Origin of the sequence: Mycobacterium sp. SMC-2, assembly GCF_025263485.1 — a bacterium.
Classification (GTDB): domain Bacteria; phylum Actinomycetota; class Actinomycetes; order Mycobacteriales; family Mycobacteriaceae; genus Mycobacterium.
This window is the reverse complement of record NZ_CP079863.1, coordinates 5,784,482-5,800,082: the sequence shown is the minus strand read 5'-3', so window position 1 is coordinate 5,800,082 and position 15,601 is coordinate 5,784,482. Positions and strand designations below refer to the sequence as shown.

16 protein-coding genes are annotated in these 15,601 nt (G+C 63.6%); 11 read left to right on the top strand and 5 right to left on the bottom strand.

What is annotated here, in order from left to right; genetic code table 11:
• Positions 1-81: 81 nt before the first annotated feature.
• The 7 genes from KXD96_RS27265 (at position 82) to KXD96_RS27235 (ending at position 6,409) form a co-directional block, all read left to right on the top strand.
• Positions 82-1,482: an aromatic ring-hydroxylating dioxygenase subunit alpha gene (locus tag KXD96_RS27265; protein WP_225601135.1), complete on the top strand. Its 1,401-nt coding sequence runs from the start codon at positions 82-84 to the stop codon at positions 1,480-1,482.
• Positions 1,483-1,577: 95 nt separating this feature from the next.
• A complete protein-coding gene (locus KXD96_RS27260) occupies positions 1,578-2,105 on the top strand; it encodes a 3-phenylpropionate/cinnamic acid dioxygenase subunit beta (RefSeq protein WP_260745562.1) in 528 nt (175 codons plus the stop codon).
• A complete protein-coding gene (locus KXD96_RS27255; RefSeq protein ID WP_225601133.1) occupies positions 2,102-2,407 on the top strand; it encodes a hypothetical protein in 306 nt (101 codons plus the stop codon). The genes KXD96_RS27260 and KXD96_RS27255 overlap by 4 nt, the downstream gene beginning before the upstream one ends.
• Positions 2,404-3,210, top strand: a complete 807-nt coding sequence (gene hcaB / locus KXD96_RS27250) for a 3-(cis-5,6-dihydroxycyclohexa-1,3-dien-1-yl)propanoate dehydrogenase (RefSeq protein ID WP_225601132.1) — start codon at positions 2,404-2,406, stop codon at positions 3,208-3,210. The genes KXD96_RS27255 and hcaB overlap by 4 nt, the downstream gene beginning before the upstream one ends.
• 109 nt (positions 3,211-3,319) lie before the next feature.
• The gene (locus KXD96_RS27245; RefSeq protein ID WP_225601131.1) at positions 3,320-4,567 is read left to right on the top strand and encodes an NAD(P)/FAD-dependent oxidoreductase; all 1,248 of its coding nucleotides are present in this window, start codon (positions 3,320-3,322) and stop codon (positions 4,565-4,567) included.
• 41 nt (positions 4,568-4,608) lie between these two features.
• Positions 4,609-5,394, top strand: coding sequence for an IclR family transcriptional regulator (locus tag KXD96_RS27240; protein ID WP_225601130.1), 786 nt, complete (start codon positions 4,609-4,611; stop codon positions 5,392-5,394).
• A gap of 22 nt (positions 5,395-5,416) precedes the next feature.
• Positions 5,417-6,409, top strand: coding sequence for a 4,5-dihydroxyphthalate decarboxylase (locus KXD96_RS27235; protein ID WP_225601129.1), 993 nt, complete (start codon positions 5,417-5,419; stop codon positions 6,407-6,409).
• Between the two features lie 5 nt (positions 6,410-6,414).
• Here the strand turns inward: KXD96_RS27235 and KXD96_RS27230 are convergent, their stop codons facing one another.
• The 3 genes from KXD96_RS27230 to KXD96_RS27220 are packed head-to-tail and all read right to left on the bottom strand — an operon-like array spanning position 6,415 to position 9,635.
• Entirely contained in the window at positions 6,415-7,434 is a 1,020-nt protein-coding gene (locus KXD96_RS27230) for an amidohydrolase family protein (protein WP_225601128.1), read from the bottom strand.
• Complete coding sequence (locus KXD96_RS27225; RefSeq protein WP_225601127.1) at positions 7,431-8,102, bottom strand: MarR family winged helix-turn-helix transcriptional regulator; 672 nt, start codon at positions 8,100-8,102, stop codon at positions 7,431-7,433. The genes KXD96_RS27230 and KXD96_RS27225 overlap by 4 nt, the downstream gene beginning before the upstream one ends.
• Before the next feature lie 39 nt (positions 8,103-8,141).
• Entirely contained in the window at positions 8,142-9,635 is a 1,494-nt protein-coding gene (locus KXD96_RS27220; protein WP_225601126.1) for an aldehyde dehydrogenase family protein, read from the bottom strand.
• Between the two features lie 342 nt (positions 9,636-9,977).
• On the opposite strand from KXD96_RS27220, the gene KXD96_RS27215 reads away from it, so the two are divergent.
• Genes KXD96_RS27215 through KXD96_RS27200 form a run of 4 tightly spaced genes read left to right on the top strand, consistent with a single transcriptional unit; the run spans position 9,978 to position 13,310 of the window.
• Positions 9,978-10,868: a VOC family protein gene (locus KXD96_RS27215; RefSeq protein ID WP_260741992.1), complete on the top strand. Its 891-nt coding sequence runs from the start codon at positions 9,978-9,980 to the stop codon at positions 10,866-10,868.
• Positions 10,865-11,680 carry a 2-keto-4-pentenoate hydratase gene (locus KXD96_RS27210; protein ID WP_225601124.1) on the top strand — a complete coding sequence of 272 codons (816 nt, stop codon included), beginning with the start codon at positions 10,865-10,867 and terminating at the stop codon, positions 11,678-11,680. Before KXD96_RS27215 ends, KXD96_RS27210 begins: the two co-directional genes overlap by 4 nt.
• The gene (locus KXD96_RS27205) at positions 11,671-11,865 is read left to right on the top strand and encodes a 2-hydroxymuconate tautomerase (RefSeq protein ID WP_260741991.1); all 195 of its coding nucleotides are present in this window, start codon (positions 11,671-11,673) and stop codon (positions 11,863-11,865) included. Before KXD96_RS27210 ends, KXD96_RS27205 begins: the two co-directional genes overlap by 10 nt.
• Positions 11,865-13,310 (top strand): aldehyde dehydrogenase, encoded by a 1,446-nt coding sequence (locus tag KXD96_RS27200; RefSeq protein ID WP_225601123.1) that lies wholly within the window; start codon positions 11,865-11,867, stop codon positions 13,308-13,310. Before KXD96_RS27205 ends, KXD96_RS27200 begins: the two co-directional genes overlap by 1 nt.
• A 4-nt stretch (positions 13,311-13,314) precedes the next feature.
• Here KXD96_RS27200 and KXD96_RS27195 read toward each other — a convergent pair whose 3' ends face one another.
• Together KXD96_RS27195 and KXD96_RS27190 are read right to left on the bottom strand one after the other, a co-directional pair.
• Positions 13,315-14,280, bottom strand: a complete 966-nt coding sequence (locus KXD96_RS27195) for a dihydrodipicolinate synthase family protein (protein WP_225601122.1) — start codon at positions 14,278-14,280, stop codon at positions 13,315-13,317.
• Positions 14,277-15,386, bottom strand: a complete 1,110-nt coding sequence (locus KXD96_RS27190) for a cupin domain-containing protein (RefSeq protein WP_260741988.1) — start codon at positions 15,384-15,386, stop codon at positions 14,277-14,279. Before KXD96_RS27190 ends, KXD96_RS27195 begins: the two co-directional genes overlap by 4 nt.
• Positions 15,387-15,601: the final 215 nt, after the last annotated feature.

Below are 15,601 nucleotides of genomic sequence, written 5' to 3'. Positions count from 1 at the left end.
CGCATCCGACTTCTCTACTCTACAGAAATACCCTCTGCATAACAGAGGATTGGAAAACGCCGGTCTGAGGAATAGGTCGCTATGACACAGCAGTTGAGTGTTCTCAATGATGTACGGCGGGGAATGATCCCGGCGCATATCTACAACGACCGCGAGATCTTCGAACTCGAGAAGGAGCGGATCTTCAGCCGGGCGTGGATCTTCGTCGGGCACGAATCAGAGATCGCCCAACCGGGCGATTACGTGGTGCGCCGAATCCTCGACGATTCCTTCATCATCATTCGCGACGAAGCAGGTCAGGTGCGCGCGCACTTCAATATGTGTCTGCACCGTGGGATGCAGGTATGCCGGGCCGAGATGGGCAACGCCTCGCATTTCCGTTGCCCGTATCACGGCTGGTCCTACCGCAACGACGGCAGGATCGCCGGATTGCCCTTCCACCACGATGCCTATGGCGGGGAGGCCGGATTCAGCCGCAAGGGCAAACGACTGCTGCCGGCGCCAAACATCGGCATCTACAACGGAATGATCTTCATCAGCTTAGCCGCGACGGCCCCGCCGCTAGAAGAATATCTCGGTGACTTCCGCTTCTATCTGGACTTCTACACCAGGCAGAGCCACAGCGGCATCGAACTGCACGGGCCCCAGCGCTGGCGGATCAAGGCGAACTGGAAGATCGGTGCCGAAAACTTCGCGGGCGACATGTACCACACCCCGCACACGCATACGTCGGTCGTGGAAATCGGCCTGTTCCGCGAGCCCAGTGCCCAAAAACGCAAGGAAGGCGTGCTTTATTGGGCAGGAAACGGCGGTGGGACCACATACAAGCTGCCGGAGGGCTCACTCGAGGGGCGCCTGCGCTACGTCGGCTACCCCGACGACATGATCGCCCGGATGAAGCAGTCCTGGACAGCCGAGCAGCTCAACGTAATCGGCGAAGACGGGTTCATGTTCAGCGCCGCATCGCTGTATCCCAATCTGTCCTTCGTGCACAACTGGCCGAAGGTCGCGGATTCCGATGACGTGCTGCCGTTCATCACCCTGCGGCAGTGGCAGCCGATCAGCGAGGATGAGACCGAAATACTGTCGTGGTTCGCCGTCGACAAACAGGCCCCAGAGCAGTTCAAGGCGCTCTCCTACAAGGCATACCTGATGTGTTTCGGCAGCACCGGTATGTTCGAGCAGGATGACGTGGAGAACTGGGTGTCGCTGACCAGCACGGCGGCCGGCTCCATGGCCCGCAGGTTACTGCTCAACAGCAGAATGGGTCTGCTGGAAGACGGCACCGAGGTCGCGCCGCCACTGACGCGTGAACAGTTCTCCGGGCCAGGCGTCGCGCGGAAGGGCTACAGTGAGTTCAACCAGCGAGAACTATTGCGGCGCTGGGCGGATGACCTCGAAAACCCGGTTACGGTCCCAGCAGAGGGCTCCCAAATCTGCGGCGTTCCAGCCGCCGACGACAAGGTGGTGAGCCGGGCGTGAGTACTGACACCACAACATCCGGTCGGGCCGCGTCGGCTGGCAGCCCAGGGGAGACCCATTCGGCGGCGTCGTGTCTCGGTGCCCATGCATCCCGAATCACCCGCTGCGGCAACACATTGCGCTTCGATGACGAACGCCATCTGTTGGCGCACCGGTGGCTGGTCGACGAGGCCTACCTCCTCGACGCGCAGGCCTACACCGACTGGCTGGACATGCTCGCCGAGGACATTCACTATCTGATGCCGGTGCGGGTCACCACCGCCCTCGGTGCGGGATACGACACGTCCCCGGGCATGGCTCATTTCGATGAAGACAAATACTCGCTGTCTCGCAGGGTCGCGCGATTCCTCACCGAGCATGCCTGGACCGAGGATCCGCCATCGCGGCTACGGCACCACCTGTCGAATGTGCGCACCTTTGCCACCGAGGATTCCGATCACCTGGTGGTGGAGTCGGCGACACTTGTCTTCCGTAGCAGGGGCGACGTCCGAGAAGGAGCCTTTCTCTCCGCGGGCCGCGAGGACGTAATGCGCCGCGAGGGTGAGCAGTGGAAGCTGGCTCGCCGGACCATTCTGGTGGACGAGTCGGTGATCCGAATGCAGAACCTCGCGATCTTCCTATGACGGTGCATCCGCAGCAGCCGGGGCGGTCGGGGACTGACACGAGCCGCGTGGAACATATTGTCGGCGAACAGATCACGATCGGCAACGAGTTTGCGGAGGTTCGGGTCGCCCGAGTGCAGACGCGCAACGGGTCGCGCCTATTGATCGAATCGCTGAAATCCGGGCAGCGGGTGTCGCTGTGCCCGTTGGAACTTGAGGCGCTGACGTGGCAGGGCACGGCCACATTCTCGGCCATGATCGGCCAACCGTTCGGGTCGCTGGTCACCGACGAATCCGGGGACACACCGCCAGGCCGGGCATGACCGGCTGGCTCGAGGGTCGCCGGGCCCTTGTCGTCGGGGCCGGCTCCGGAATCGGCAGGGCCGTTGTCGACACCTTCCTGGCCGAAGGTGCCCGGGTAGCGGTCCTAGAACTCGATCCGGATAAATGCGCGGCGTTGTCGACGGCCCATCCCGACGTGGTCACAACCGTCGGCGACGCAACCACCCGAATCCCGAACGATCTGGCCGTCGCGGCCGCGGTGAAAGCGTTCGGCGGACTTGACATTTTGGTCAATTGTGTTGGCGTGTTCGACTTTTACCGCAGCATTGAGGATCTGGACGCCGAACTTATCGACGGCGCTTTCGACGAGATCTTCCGCGTCAACGTCAAGAGTCACCTGCATTCGGTCAAGGCCGCTCTACCGGCGCTGCATCAGTCCGAGCGCGCCGTCATTCTGCTGACCGAATCCACGTCGGCCTACTACCCGGGTCGCGGCGGAGTGCTCTACGTCGCCTCCAAATTCGCTGTCCGCGGCCTGGTGACCGCGCTGGCACATGATTTAGCCCCTGGCGTCCGGGTGAACGGAATTGCACCCGGCGGCACGTTGGGCACCGAACTGCGGGGCGTGGCGAGCCTTGGATCAGCCGAGCGCAGCATGGCCGACACTCCCGAACAGGCCGGTGAACTGGCCGCACGGGTGCCGCTGCAGGTCGCACTGACCGGCGAGGATCACGCCTGGAGTTACGTCTTTCTCGCATCGGATCGATCGCGCGGCATCACTGGCGGCGTCGTTCACTCCGATGGCGGGATGAGTGTCGCCGCGGCGCCGAAGAAGCGGCGATGACGCCCAACCACAGCGAAGATACAGGGGATGCCATGCCGAATCTGAAGCCACCTGCCGGAGCCCGCAGCGGATACCTGCTGCGGGGGAGTGCCTCGGAGGGGCCCTGCTGATGGCCGGCAGGACTGTCGTCATTGTCGGGTCCTCCGTCGCCGGGGTGCGTACCGCACGGGCGTTGAGAACTCAAGAATTTGACGGGCGCATCGTGCTGATCGGCAAGGAGGCTGAACTCCCATACGATAAGCCGCCGCTATCCAAGCAGTTCCTCGCCGGCGCGTGGGATGAGGACAGGGTAAGACTGTTGACAGCGGACGAAGCGGAGGCCGCCGGCATCGAGCTGCGGCTCGGCAGTGCCGCGGAACACCTCGATGTCGCTGATCGGAAGGTCGTCCTCGCCGACGGCACCCGAGTGGCCTACGACATCCTGGTCGTCGCCACCGGCGCTGACGCGAGGCCGTCGCCGTGGCCGGTCGAATCCGGCTTATATGTGGTCCGGACGCTCGACGACAGCCGGGGACTGGCCCGCGACCTCACCTCGTCATCGGGTCCCGTGGTGGTGGTCGGTGGCGGATTCATCGGCGCAGAAGTGGCGGCAACCGCGCACGCGGCGGGCCGAGACGTGACAATCGTCGACCCTCTGCACGCGCCGATCGGCCGGGTCGTGGGCGAGGAACTCGGAGCCATGTTCACCGACCTGCACCACCGCCACGGCGTACAGACCCGATTCGGCGAAGGTGTCGAGGGGGTTGAGGGAACCGCCGGGAAGCTGCGCGTGGCGTTGACCAACGGCGAGGTGCTACCGGCAAGCACGGTCGTCGTGGGTATCGGCGCCCGCCCCAACGACAGCTGGCTGTCGGCGTCGGGACTGCTCATCGACGACGGCGTGGTGTGCGACGAGTATTGCCGTGCAGTCGATCACAGCGACATCTTCGCGGTGGGTGATGTCGCCCGTTGGCATCATCCGCATCATCGTGAAGACGTCCGGGTTGAACACTGGACCAACGCCTCCGAGCAGGCGGTCTGCGTCGCCCACAACATCCTGCACCCCGATGAACTGCGCCCTTATGCACCGACGGAGTACGTCTGGAGCGACCAGTACGACTGGAAGATCCAGATCGCCGGGCGACCGGGTCGAGCCGAACTCTTGCAGCTGATCGGCGACTTGCACGGTGAGAAACCGCGTGCCGCAGCAGTTTACAGCGACGACAGCGGGGTGCTCCGAGGCGCCGTGACCGTCAACTGGCCGAAGGCCATCTTAATGTGCCGCAGACTGATCGGCGCTGAGACCAGCGCCGTGGCGGCTCTGGACGAACTCGAACAATTGCCGCAGGCCGGTGCCGCGGCGACTGCCCGGCAGTAAACATGCAGGGTCGCGTGAATCGCTGTCAGGAGGCCCTAGGGATGACCGAGCCAACCGAAGTCGTCGCTGCGCGCGAATACGGGCCCGTACCGCAGTACCCGATCGAATCGGTCGACAACGCGTTGCGTGCCTTGATGTTGTTGGTTGAGCGCTCCGAGATCCGGCTCACGGAGGTCAGTACCCATCTTTCGGTAGCCAGTTCGACGGCTCACCGCCTCCTTGCGATGTTGGCCTATCGCGGACTGGTTCGCCAGGACCCGCAGACAAAGGCGTATCGGTCCGGTCCCAGCCTCGATTTGCTGGCTTTCAGCGTGGTTGGTCGCCTCGACATCCGGGTCCGCGCGCGGCCTGTCCTGGAGAAATTGAGTGCGGATCTGCGGGAAACAGTGCACCTGGGCCGACTCGTCGGCGCGCAGGTAGATTTCGTTGACTCCATCGAAAGTCCTCAGGCGCTACGGGTTTCGGCTCGTCTCGGTGTCGCGATGCCGGCCCATTGCACGTCGACGGGTAAGGCGCTGCTGGCTGCGCTCACTGACGAGCAACTTGACGCGCTGTATCCCGACCCTGAACTTGCCCAACTGACACGGCGCTCCATGAAGTCCAAGAAAGCGTTGAGATCCGAGCTTGCCACCGTGCGTCGTTGTGGATTCGCCACTAGCAACGAGGAAGGTGAGGAAGGCGTCGTCTCGGTGGCGGTGCCTTTGCGGGGCGGCTCGTTCGCGCTTGCCGCGTCCGTACCGGTGAGCAGGATGGACACTGACTTCCGCGGCGTCGTTCTGGAGAACTTGCTCGCCGCCAAAGCTGAGATCGACGCACTACTCCCGTGATCGACCCCCGAACGGAGTGAACATGCCGCAACGGCTCGAATTGACCTACGGTGGGGAGTTGTACGACCGGACCCTGCGCCTCTACAGCGGAGAGGTACAGCCCGAAGGTGTGCGCCTGCGGTACTTGCACACATCTATCGAAGACTTGTTCTGGCGTCAGGGGAAGTATTCCGAATTCGACGTCGCTGAGTATTCGATGGGTGCGTATCTGGCGACCCTAAAGAACCCCGACAGGGCTTTTGTCGCCCTTCCGATCTTTCCGTCCCGGGCCTTCCGGCATGCTTCGGTCTACGTCAACGCAGACGCGGTCGTGTCAGAACCTGCGGATCTGGTGAACAGGAGGGTCGGTACCCCGGAGTGGAGCATGACCGCTTCACTGTGGATGCGCGGCATCCTCGGCGAACACTACGGCGTTGACTTGACGTCGATTGACTGGCGGACAGGAGGTTTGGAGGAGGCCGGGCGACAGGACAAGGCGCCCGTCATCCCTCCGGAGGACTTCCGGGTGAGCCGTATCGACGACGACGACACGTTGAGCGCCCAACTGTTGCGGGGTGACCTCGACGGATTGATCACGGCCCGAGCTCCTCGGGCTTTCTTGCAGGGTGACCCACGTATCAAACGGCTGTGGGCGGATTTTCGCAGCGCAGAAAGCGCGTATTTCCAAGCAACCGCGATCATCCCGATCATGCACGTTGTCGTGGTCAGGTCGGCACTCGTCGCCGCTCACCCCTGGCTCGCCAACAATCTGGTTGAAGCGTTCGAGGCGGCCCGCAGACCCGTCCAGCGCGATCTGCTGGATACCGCGGTGTGCACGAGCAGCCTGATATGGGAGTCCGCCTACGCAGAAGAGGAAGCCGCCGTGCTCGGCGATCCCTTCCGATATGGAGTGGCCGATAATGCGCTCACCCTTCAAGCGCTGTTGAACTACGCCCATCAGCAAGGATTCACCGACCACCTGCTCGGCTACGAGGAGGTCTTCGCCCCGTCGACGCTGACCTCAGCGCGGGTATGAGGGAATCAGGCCAAGTTCAACCCCAACATCGTGACGGCAGTTTCTGAAGTAACCGACTCGGTAACTGACGCTGGCAGATCAGCTGCGAAGAGCGCCGCACCCGCCGGTCGTTCGGCGATGACAAACGGGTAGTCGGTGCCGACGGCAACACGGTCAGCACCGATGCGTGCAATCAGTGCGGTCACGGCGGCGGGATCGAACACAAGCGAGTCGTAATAGAAACGATCGGCATACGAGGATGGCCGGCCGCTGGTACCGGCCGCATCCGGAACACACTCCCAGATGCGGTCGATCCGCGGCAGCAGTGCCAGGAACGCTCCACCGCCGTGCGCGAGCAGGATCTTGAGGTGTGGATAACGGTCGAGGACGCCGCCCATCACCAACGACGCCGCCGCGGCCGCGGTTTCAGCTCCCATACCGATCGAATGCGCCAGTCCGTGTTTCTTGAGCCGATCGGCACCAAGCACGTTCCATGGGTGCACGAAGATGAGCGCACCCGTTTCCGCGCAGGCGGCGAAAAAAGGGTCGAGTTCGGGGTCATCGAGATTGCGCCCGCCGACATTCGACCCGACCTCCACACCGGACAGCTTGAGGTCCCCGACGATGTCGACCACCATCTGGGCTGCCCGCGCAGGATCCTGCAACGGCACGGTGCCAAGTCCGGCGAATCGAGACGGGTGATCACGCGCCACACCGGCGATCCACTCGTTCTGGACTCGCGAGAGGTCGGCCACGCCGTCGGCGTCCAACCCGTAGGAGACGGTGATGGGAATGGGCGAGATCACCTGCATAGAAACACCATCGGCGTCCATGTCCTCGAGGCGCCGGGCCGGGTCCCAACAGTGATCCGTGATCGACCGGAAATGCCGGCCACCCAGGAGGATGTCCGCCGTGCATGGGCCGGTCTCGACCAGCTCGGGCCATGAACCGCCGAATCGTCGTCCGAAGCTCGGCAAGTCGCGCGGCAGGCCGTGGGTGTGCACGTCGACTAAGCGCTGTGCCCGGAGCGGTCCGGCAAACGTCATGACGGAACCCGCTCCTTACGTCGGTTGGGCTGACTGTGACGGCGCGAAAGAAGCTGATTCGCACCGGGCGAAGGGGCATTGTTCTCGATCGACTCGAGGAAACGCTCGAGGAGCGACTGCAGTTGACGCTGTTGCCTCGGGGTCAGGTCTTCCATCAGCCGATGTAGATATGTCCAGTGTCCCGGCAGGAACTTGCGCAGGAAGACGCGACCCTGGGTGCTGATCCGAATCAGGAACGATCGACGGTCATCTGGATTCGAGATCCGTTCGACAAAGTGACGCCTGGCCAGGGCATCGACCACCCCGGTCAGGTTGGCCGGCCGCACGGACACCGCCTCTCCGAGCGCGCCCATTGTCAGAGGCTCGGGCGAGCGGTCCAAGACGGTCAGTATGTTCAACTGGCTGGTATTGAGCCCATGCGGCAGCAGCTCTGCGGCGTGAGCGCGTTCAAAGGCCGTTGCGGCACGAAACATGGTCAGCGTCAAAGCCAATACCGTGGTGTCGAAACCAGGGCCCTCGCGATCGGCCGCCTGCGCGATCTGCTCGGTGATAGAAGGCGGCGTGCGAGGAGCTCGCGGCATCAGCTGGCCTCCAGGGCGGATCGGGTATTTCTCCCTGTGTACAGTACAGAACACAAAGCAGTAGGTTTGAGTGACGATAGGCGCCATAAATACTGTGCCACAACGCCTTCCGATTGTCAGGCGGCGTCAATGCAGCGGGATGTTGACCGTCTTCGACTGCAGGTAGCTCTCCAACTCGTCAACACCTTCCTCTGTGCCGATTCCGCTGTTCTTGTGCCCGCCGAACGGCGCTCCCAGGAAATGACTGCCTGACCCGTTGATCCAGACGTAGCCGGTATCCAGCCGATCGGCCACCGATATCGCGGTGGTGATGTCGTTGCTCCACACCGCCCCGGTCAGCCCGAACGGGAGTTCGTTGGCCTGCTCGACGACGGTGTTCAGGTCGGTCCAACGGATAACCGACAGTACCGGCCCAAAGATCTCCTCACGTGCGATCCGCATCGACATGTCGACATCGGCGAATATCGTCGGTTCGATATAGAAACCTTTCGTGAAGCCCTCACCCTCCGGCCTGCGGCCGCCCGTCACCAGTCGCGCGCCCTCGGTGTGAGCTGATTCGATGTAACCCATCACTTTGTCGTACTGGGCTTGTGAGACCAGGCATCCCATCTCGGTATTCGGGTCGAGCGGATGGCCGATGCGGATGGACTTCAGCCGATCGGTCAGACCGGCGACGACCTGATCATGTAGCGAGTCGTGGACGAAGAGCCGTGTGGTCGATCCGCACGACTGCCCTTGGCTCCAATGGCAATTCATCCCGAATGCAGCGCCCTCGACGACGGCGTCGGGGTCGGCGTCCGGGCATACGATCATCGCGTTCTTGCCGCCGAGTTCCAGCGTGACATGCTTGATTCCCGCCGACGCGGCCGACACCATAACCTTCTGGCCGGTCTCGACGCTGCCGATGAGCGCGATCCGCTTGACGGCGGGGTGCCGTACCAGCGCATCGCCTGTCACTGCGCCCGGGCCCGACAGGATGTTGACCACCCCGGGCGGAAACGACTCGAGGACGATCTCGGCCATCAACAGCGACGACAGCGGTGCCTGGTCGGGTACTTTGAGAACCAGTGTGTTGCCGGTGACCAGCGGTGCGCCCACTTTCGCGGCCGCGAAAAGTATCGGATGGTTGTAGGGAATGATCCGTCCCACGACGCCGTAGGGTTCCTTGCGGGTCAGCAGCCAGCTGCGGGTCATCGAAGGCAGCGTGGCACCGGTGAGGCTGAACGCGACCCCGGCGTGATAGTCGAGCCAACGTGCCGCCATCATCACGTCGCCCACCATGGCGGTCACCGGGTTGCCGGTGTCGATGGCGTCGAGCAATCCGAAGTCTTCGGCGCGCGAGCGCAGACGCGCGGCGAAGGCCCGAATCATCTCCGCCCGCTCGAGAAGCGTGGTGTCGCGCCAGTGCGCGAATGCCTGGGCTGCAGACGACACCGCGGCTTTGACGTCGGCTTCGCCTGCAGACGGGACGTGGGCGATGGTCGTGCCGTCATGCGGTGTCGTGATTTCCATCGTCGCACCGTCGTTGGCCACTGCCGCATTGCCGCCGATGAGCATGCGCCAGTCGCGGTCCAGCAGTGCCGAAACTGCCTTGGTGTTCTCAGCCAGTGAAGAGCGCATGGGTCTCCCGTCACCTCCTGGGGTGCTTGCCGCTGTATCGCGACACGACTCTACTGAGCCGGCGCGGCAGAACTTGGTTATGAAGTTTTCGTTGGGTGAAGCAAGCCGCCAGCGACGACGCTGCATCGTTGTGCCACCGAGGGTCTCGGTCGGCGGCCGATGGTCTCTATGCGGCGCTTGACGCTGTGGCCGCTGCCACTATAGTTCAGAGATATAAATATTTATAGAGTAAACTAAACACTGGCTAGTGCTGACTACCACGTCGGGCGGCATCGAGAAAGTGGGGCCTCGGAGATGATCGAACTCCAAGACATCGCCTATGTCCGGTCCGGGGTCACCGACTTGGAACGCGCCGAGCGATTCGCCGTCGACATCGTGGGTCTAGACCCTGTCGCACGGGCACCTGGGGTGACCTATCTGCGAGCCGATCATCGCCATCACTGCCTGGCGCTGGTCGAGAGCTCACAGGCCGGCGTGCATGCCTCGGCGTTTACGGTGAAAGACGACGCAGCGCTCGAAGCCGCTGAAGCCGAACTGACGAGTTACGGATGCACGGTGTGGCGGGGATCGGCCGACGAGGCGCGACAACGACACGTGCGGGCGTTTATCGCCTTCGACGATCCGTTCGGCAACCACGTGGAACTGGCGACCGACCAGAGCACCCTGGCGCGGCCGCTCCAGTTCGGGCGTCCAGCCGCCGGGATCTGCGAGTTCGGGCACCTCTGTCTGGATGCTCCCGATGTGCGGGCCGCATACGCATTCTGGTCGACACTCTTCAATGCCAAGGTATCCGACTGGATCGGCGATGCGGCTTGCTTGATGCGCATCGATCCGGTTCACCACAAGCTGGCGGTGTTCCGAAACGATGCCGGTCCCGGCCTCTGCCACATCAACTTCCAGGTGAACACCCTCGACGATGTGATGCGCAATTGGCGGTTCCTGCAGCGAAACGATGTTCACATCCTGCACGGTCCCGGCAGGCATCCGACCTCGACGGCGATCTTCGTCTACTTCGTGGGACCCGAGAATCTGACCTACGAGTACTCCTTTGGTGTGCAGCGGATCGAAGATGACGCTGCGTGGCGGCCGCGCACGTTCAACCTGTCCGAGGACGGTTCGATCGACATGTGGCTGGGCCCGACCCAGCGCACCGTGTCACAACCCCAGCTGCGCCGTGATGGCCAGAACGGTTCGGTGAGCGTCGTGCCGAGTCAGTCGGGACAGAGTCGGTGAGCCGCGACCGCACCGGCGGCGGATGGGACATTCAGCGGGCGGCGACCGAACTCCTCGAGGCGGAAAGCACCCAGACCGAGCGTGATCCGCTCAGTGACCAGTGGGCTGGTCTCGACCTGGCCACCGCCTACCGCATCCAGGATGAGGCGCTGCGCCGGCGTCTGGAACGCGGTGAGCGACTCATCGGCGTCAAACTCGGATTAACTTCTCGTGCAAAACAATTGCGCATGGGCATCAGCTCTCCACTGGTGGCATGGCTGACCGATGCGATGGTGCTCCCGGCGGGTGCGCCGTTGCCACGCGAATCGCTGATTCACCCTCGTGCCGAACCGGAGATCGTGTTCGTCATGGCGGAACGGCTTGCCGGGCCTGCTATGACAGCGTCCCTAGCGCTGGGCGCGGTCGGGCAGGTCTACTCCGGCATCGAGATCATCGATTCGCGCTACCGCGATTTCCGGTTCACCCTCCCGGATGTGGTAGCCGATAACGCGTCCTCGGGGCTGTTCGAATTGGGTTCGGTGGGCATGCGGCCGGACTCGTTAGACCTGGCGGCCGAAGCCTGCCGTCTCGAAGTCGACGGTCGGGTGGTGGATCGCGCCACCGGCGCAGCGGTGCAAGGTCATCCGGCAGAAGCGCTGGCGTTGGCGGCGAATGTTCTTGCCGAACGCGGGTTGGCGATCGAGCCGGGCTGGATCGTGCTGACCGGGGGCATGACCGACGCGGTGAGCGTGCCGCCCGGAGCACAGGTCGCCGCGCACTTCACCCATCTCGGTTCGGTCGTCGTGGACGGAGGGCAGGAATCGTGCCGCTAGTCGAGGTGACGTTGGTGGAAGGTCGCACGCCCGAGCAGTTACGTGCGTTGATCACGGGGCTGACCGACGCGGTGGAGACGGCCGTCGGTGCTGCGCGGGACAGTATCCGAGTCGTGCTCCGGGAGGTGCCCGCTACGCATTGGGCGGCCGGCGATGTCACGATCGCTGAACGCCGAAAGGGTTGATGATGGACGTGATCCGCCATGTGATCGACGGGGAGGAAACGGAGTCGTCCAGCGGCGCACGCTTCGACACCATCGATCCCTGGACCCGGCAACCGTGGGCACAAGTGGCGCTGGGTGGCAAAGATGAGGTTGATCGAGCGGTGGGCGCGGCCCGGCGCGCGTTCGACGATGGCCCCTGGCCACGCATGGGGTACGCCGAGCGGGGCGCCATTCTGCACCGGCTGGCCGATCTGATCATCGAAAATGCGGACGAACTCGCGCTTGCTGATACCACCGACATGGGCAAGCCGCTTAGCGACAGCAGGGGCAATGACGTTCCAAGGTCGGCGCAGAACTTCCGCTTCTTCGCCGACCATGCCCGGTTGTCCACCGGCGATGTCTTGCCGATGGACAGCGGGCACCATGCCTACACCCGGTTCGAGCCCGCCGGCGTCGTGGCCGCGATCGCGCCGTGGAACTTTCCATTGATGCTCGAGACGTGGAAGATCGCTCCCGCGCTGGCATGGGGTAACACCGTTGTGCTCAAGCCCGCCGAGGACACGCCGGCATCGGCGACGATTCTGGCCCGGCTGGCATTGCGCGCCGGCATGCCACCCGGAGTGCTCAACGTCGTCCACGGGTACGGTCCCGCCTCGGTAGGCGCCGCGCTGACAGCGGACAACCGCGTCGACCGCATCACCTTCACCGGCGAGTCTTCAACCGGCAAGGTCATCGCCGCTGCCGGAGCGGCGCACCTGACCCCGGTGAGTCTCGAACTTGGCGGCAAGGGCGCCAACCTGGTCTTCGCGGACGCCGACCTCGATACGGCAGTGAATTGGTCTATCCGCGCGGTGTTCTCAAATGCAGGGCAGGTCTGCCTGGCCGGCAGCCGACTGTTCGTGCAGCGAGAGGTCTACCACGACTTCTTGGCTAAGTTCGTCGCCGCCGCGGAATCGCTGAGGTTGGGCGACCCAAAATTGGCGGGAACCCAGATCGGGCCGCTGGCCTCCGAAGCGCATTGGAAGAAGGTGCGCTCCTATGTCGACGAAATCGGCGCCGAGGGTGGAACGATGCGCACAGGTGGTGTGGGCGACGGGTGGACCATCCGGCCGACGGTAGTCACCGACCTACCGCCGGGCGCCCGGCTGTGCCGCGAGGAAATCTTCGGTCCCGTTGTCGTGGTGGCGCCCTTCGACAGTGAGGCCGAAGCCATCACCGCGGCGAACGACACACCCTACGGGCTCAACGCGATGTTGTTCACCGAGAACCTATCTCGGGCCCACCGGGCGGCCGCCGCCCTTCGGGCCGGCACAGTGTGGGTCAACTGCTTTTTCATCCGTGATCTGCGGGCACCCTTCGGCGGTGTTGGCGATTCCGGAATCGGCCGGGAGGGAGGCACTTTCAGCCGGGAGTTCTTCACCGAGCCGAAGGCAGTGGTGATGGCGATCCACCACGCCGACACCTAACCGCCTACCGTTTGTCGCGGTACTCGCGTTCCAGCTGCGCCCAGCGTCGGCCCGTTTCTTCGCCACCGGCGATCATATCGGCCGGCGCATCGGTATAGGGCGGTCGGCCGGGTCCCGGATCAATCAACCCTGCGGCACGAAAACGCGCCCGCCCCACCGGAATACTGTAATCCATGAAGCGCGACATATCGCCACCAAACTGCGGCGCCAGCGCCCAGTTGACCTTCTCGGAGAGCGCAGCCGCCGCGTCCCAGTCCCGCGACAGAACCGCACGAGAGAGTGCCGCCAATGGTGAAGGGGCGCAAGCAACGTTGCCCGACCAGCACGCGGTGGCCAGTTCAGGGAAGCGCTTGGCGGCGGCGTACCAGTCGCTGTCGAGGGGGAGTACGGCAACCCTGTCGCCGACAGCTTCAATGTCGCGTTCCAGCGTCGGCCCGCCTGCGTGTTTGGTCGCTACGATCTCCGGCAGATCGGCCAATTTCTGGTAGGCCTGGACGCTGATCTTGCCTTTGAACGCGGCGGGGTTGTCGTAAACGACGATCGGTACGCCAGGCAACGCTTCGGTCAGGTCGCCATAGAACCGGACGATTGCTTCCTCGTCGAGGGGCAGCCACATCGGGCGCCCGACAAAAAGCCCGTCGGCACCGGCTTGGATGGCCTGACGCCCGCGGGAAATCGTGTCGCGGGTGTTCAACGTCGTGACGCCGGCGAAAAACGGCACACGACCGCGGATGACCTTGGCGATGCACGTGGTGAACGTGAGCCACTCGTCATGGGTGAGCGACGCGCATTCGCCGAAAGTCCCTGTCGACATTACGAACTCAATGCCGGCACCGATCACCTCTTCAATCATGGTCTCGGTCTCGGATGTGTTCACTGTATTCTCGGCGCGCCAGCTGCCCGCGTCGCTGGTGGCCGGGGTGGGAACGATGCCCACCACACCACGGATATCGGCTCGGGTGAGGATCATTTCGTCATATGTCCCCGCACTAGGTCTGCCGGCACGGCCGGATACGGGCGTGTTCCAAACGAGTCATGCGGCTCCTCCCGGTACATCCCCAGCGAGGCCAGCAATGGGGCGTCGGTCGCGGAGAACAACACCGCTTCGGTGCTTGGCGAGTGGTTGATGTGTTGATGCCACATCCAATTCGGGATTACGAACGAATCGCCTGCAGACCAGTCGAGCCGGTGGTCTCCCACCAAGGTAGTGCCGTCGCCCTCAACCACGTAGTACACCGCACTAGAGGTGTGCCGGTGCCGCTGCGTTTGCAGACCTGGACGCAGCAGCTGGGCGAAACAGTCGATGGTCGGCAGGGTCGGCCCGCCGGTGATCGGATGCGCGTAATGAAGTATCACCCCGTCAAACGGGCTGCCCTCGCAGCCCGCGAAGTCCCGCAGCGCCGCCCGGACGTCGCTCCACGCGTAGCGGAATGGGACACGGGCGCTTTCGCGGTGCTCCCAGGCCGGCCGAACCGGCGATGAACGGCTGCTGATGAAGTCGGCGCGGGTTTCGCGCAGCGGCTGTGTACTACTCCCGTAGGGCTCGAAAAAGATTTGCCGCAGATAGCCCATCACCGGCACGTCGAGAATGTCGATCCAGATGCCGCGTTTGTCGCTGTCGTTGTGGTGGTCGTGCCAGGTATAGGCCGGGGTGATGATGAGATCGCCGTCCTCCATGGCGAGCCGCTCGCCGTCGACAGCGGTGTACAGGTTGGCGCTGCCATCCACGACGAACCGCAGTGCGTTGATCGAATGGCGATGCGCCCAGGCGATTTCGCCAGGCAAGGTGATCTGCATACCCATGGCAAGGGTGGGGGTGGTCCCGTCGACCCCGGGGCCGGGGTTGATGAAGGTGAAGTTGCGCCGAGCGGTGTCGTTGGGCCTGACCGCGCACATCTCTTCCAGTGCACGCTCGGCCAGACCGCGTTGCCACAGGAAGGGCACGCCCGCAGGCAGCGGGCCGTCGGTCAGTTGCACCAACTGGGCGTCGTACTGCCACTGACCGCGTAGGTGTAGTTCGTCGAGATGTTCGTCGAACTCGGCTAGCGTCTGGTCCGGCTCGCGTGTCGTGGTCATGTCCGATGTCCTTGGTTAGAGATCCTGACCGCTTTCAAACGCCCATCTCGACCATTTGACCGGTGTTAGCGCGGTCGGCCTGTCAGAAGCAAACCGCGCTGAGCGAGTTGCGGATGGTCAGAGGTGCGCGACGTGTCGCTGAGGCTAACACCCTCGCCACTACGCAAACAAGACATATGAGACGAAGTGCGTACGAATAATCTAAGGTGTCTGAT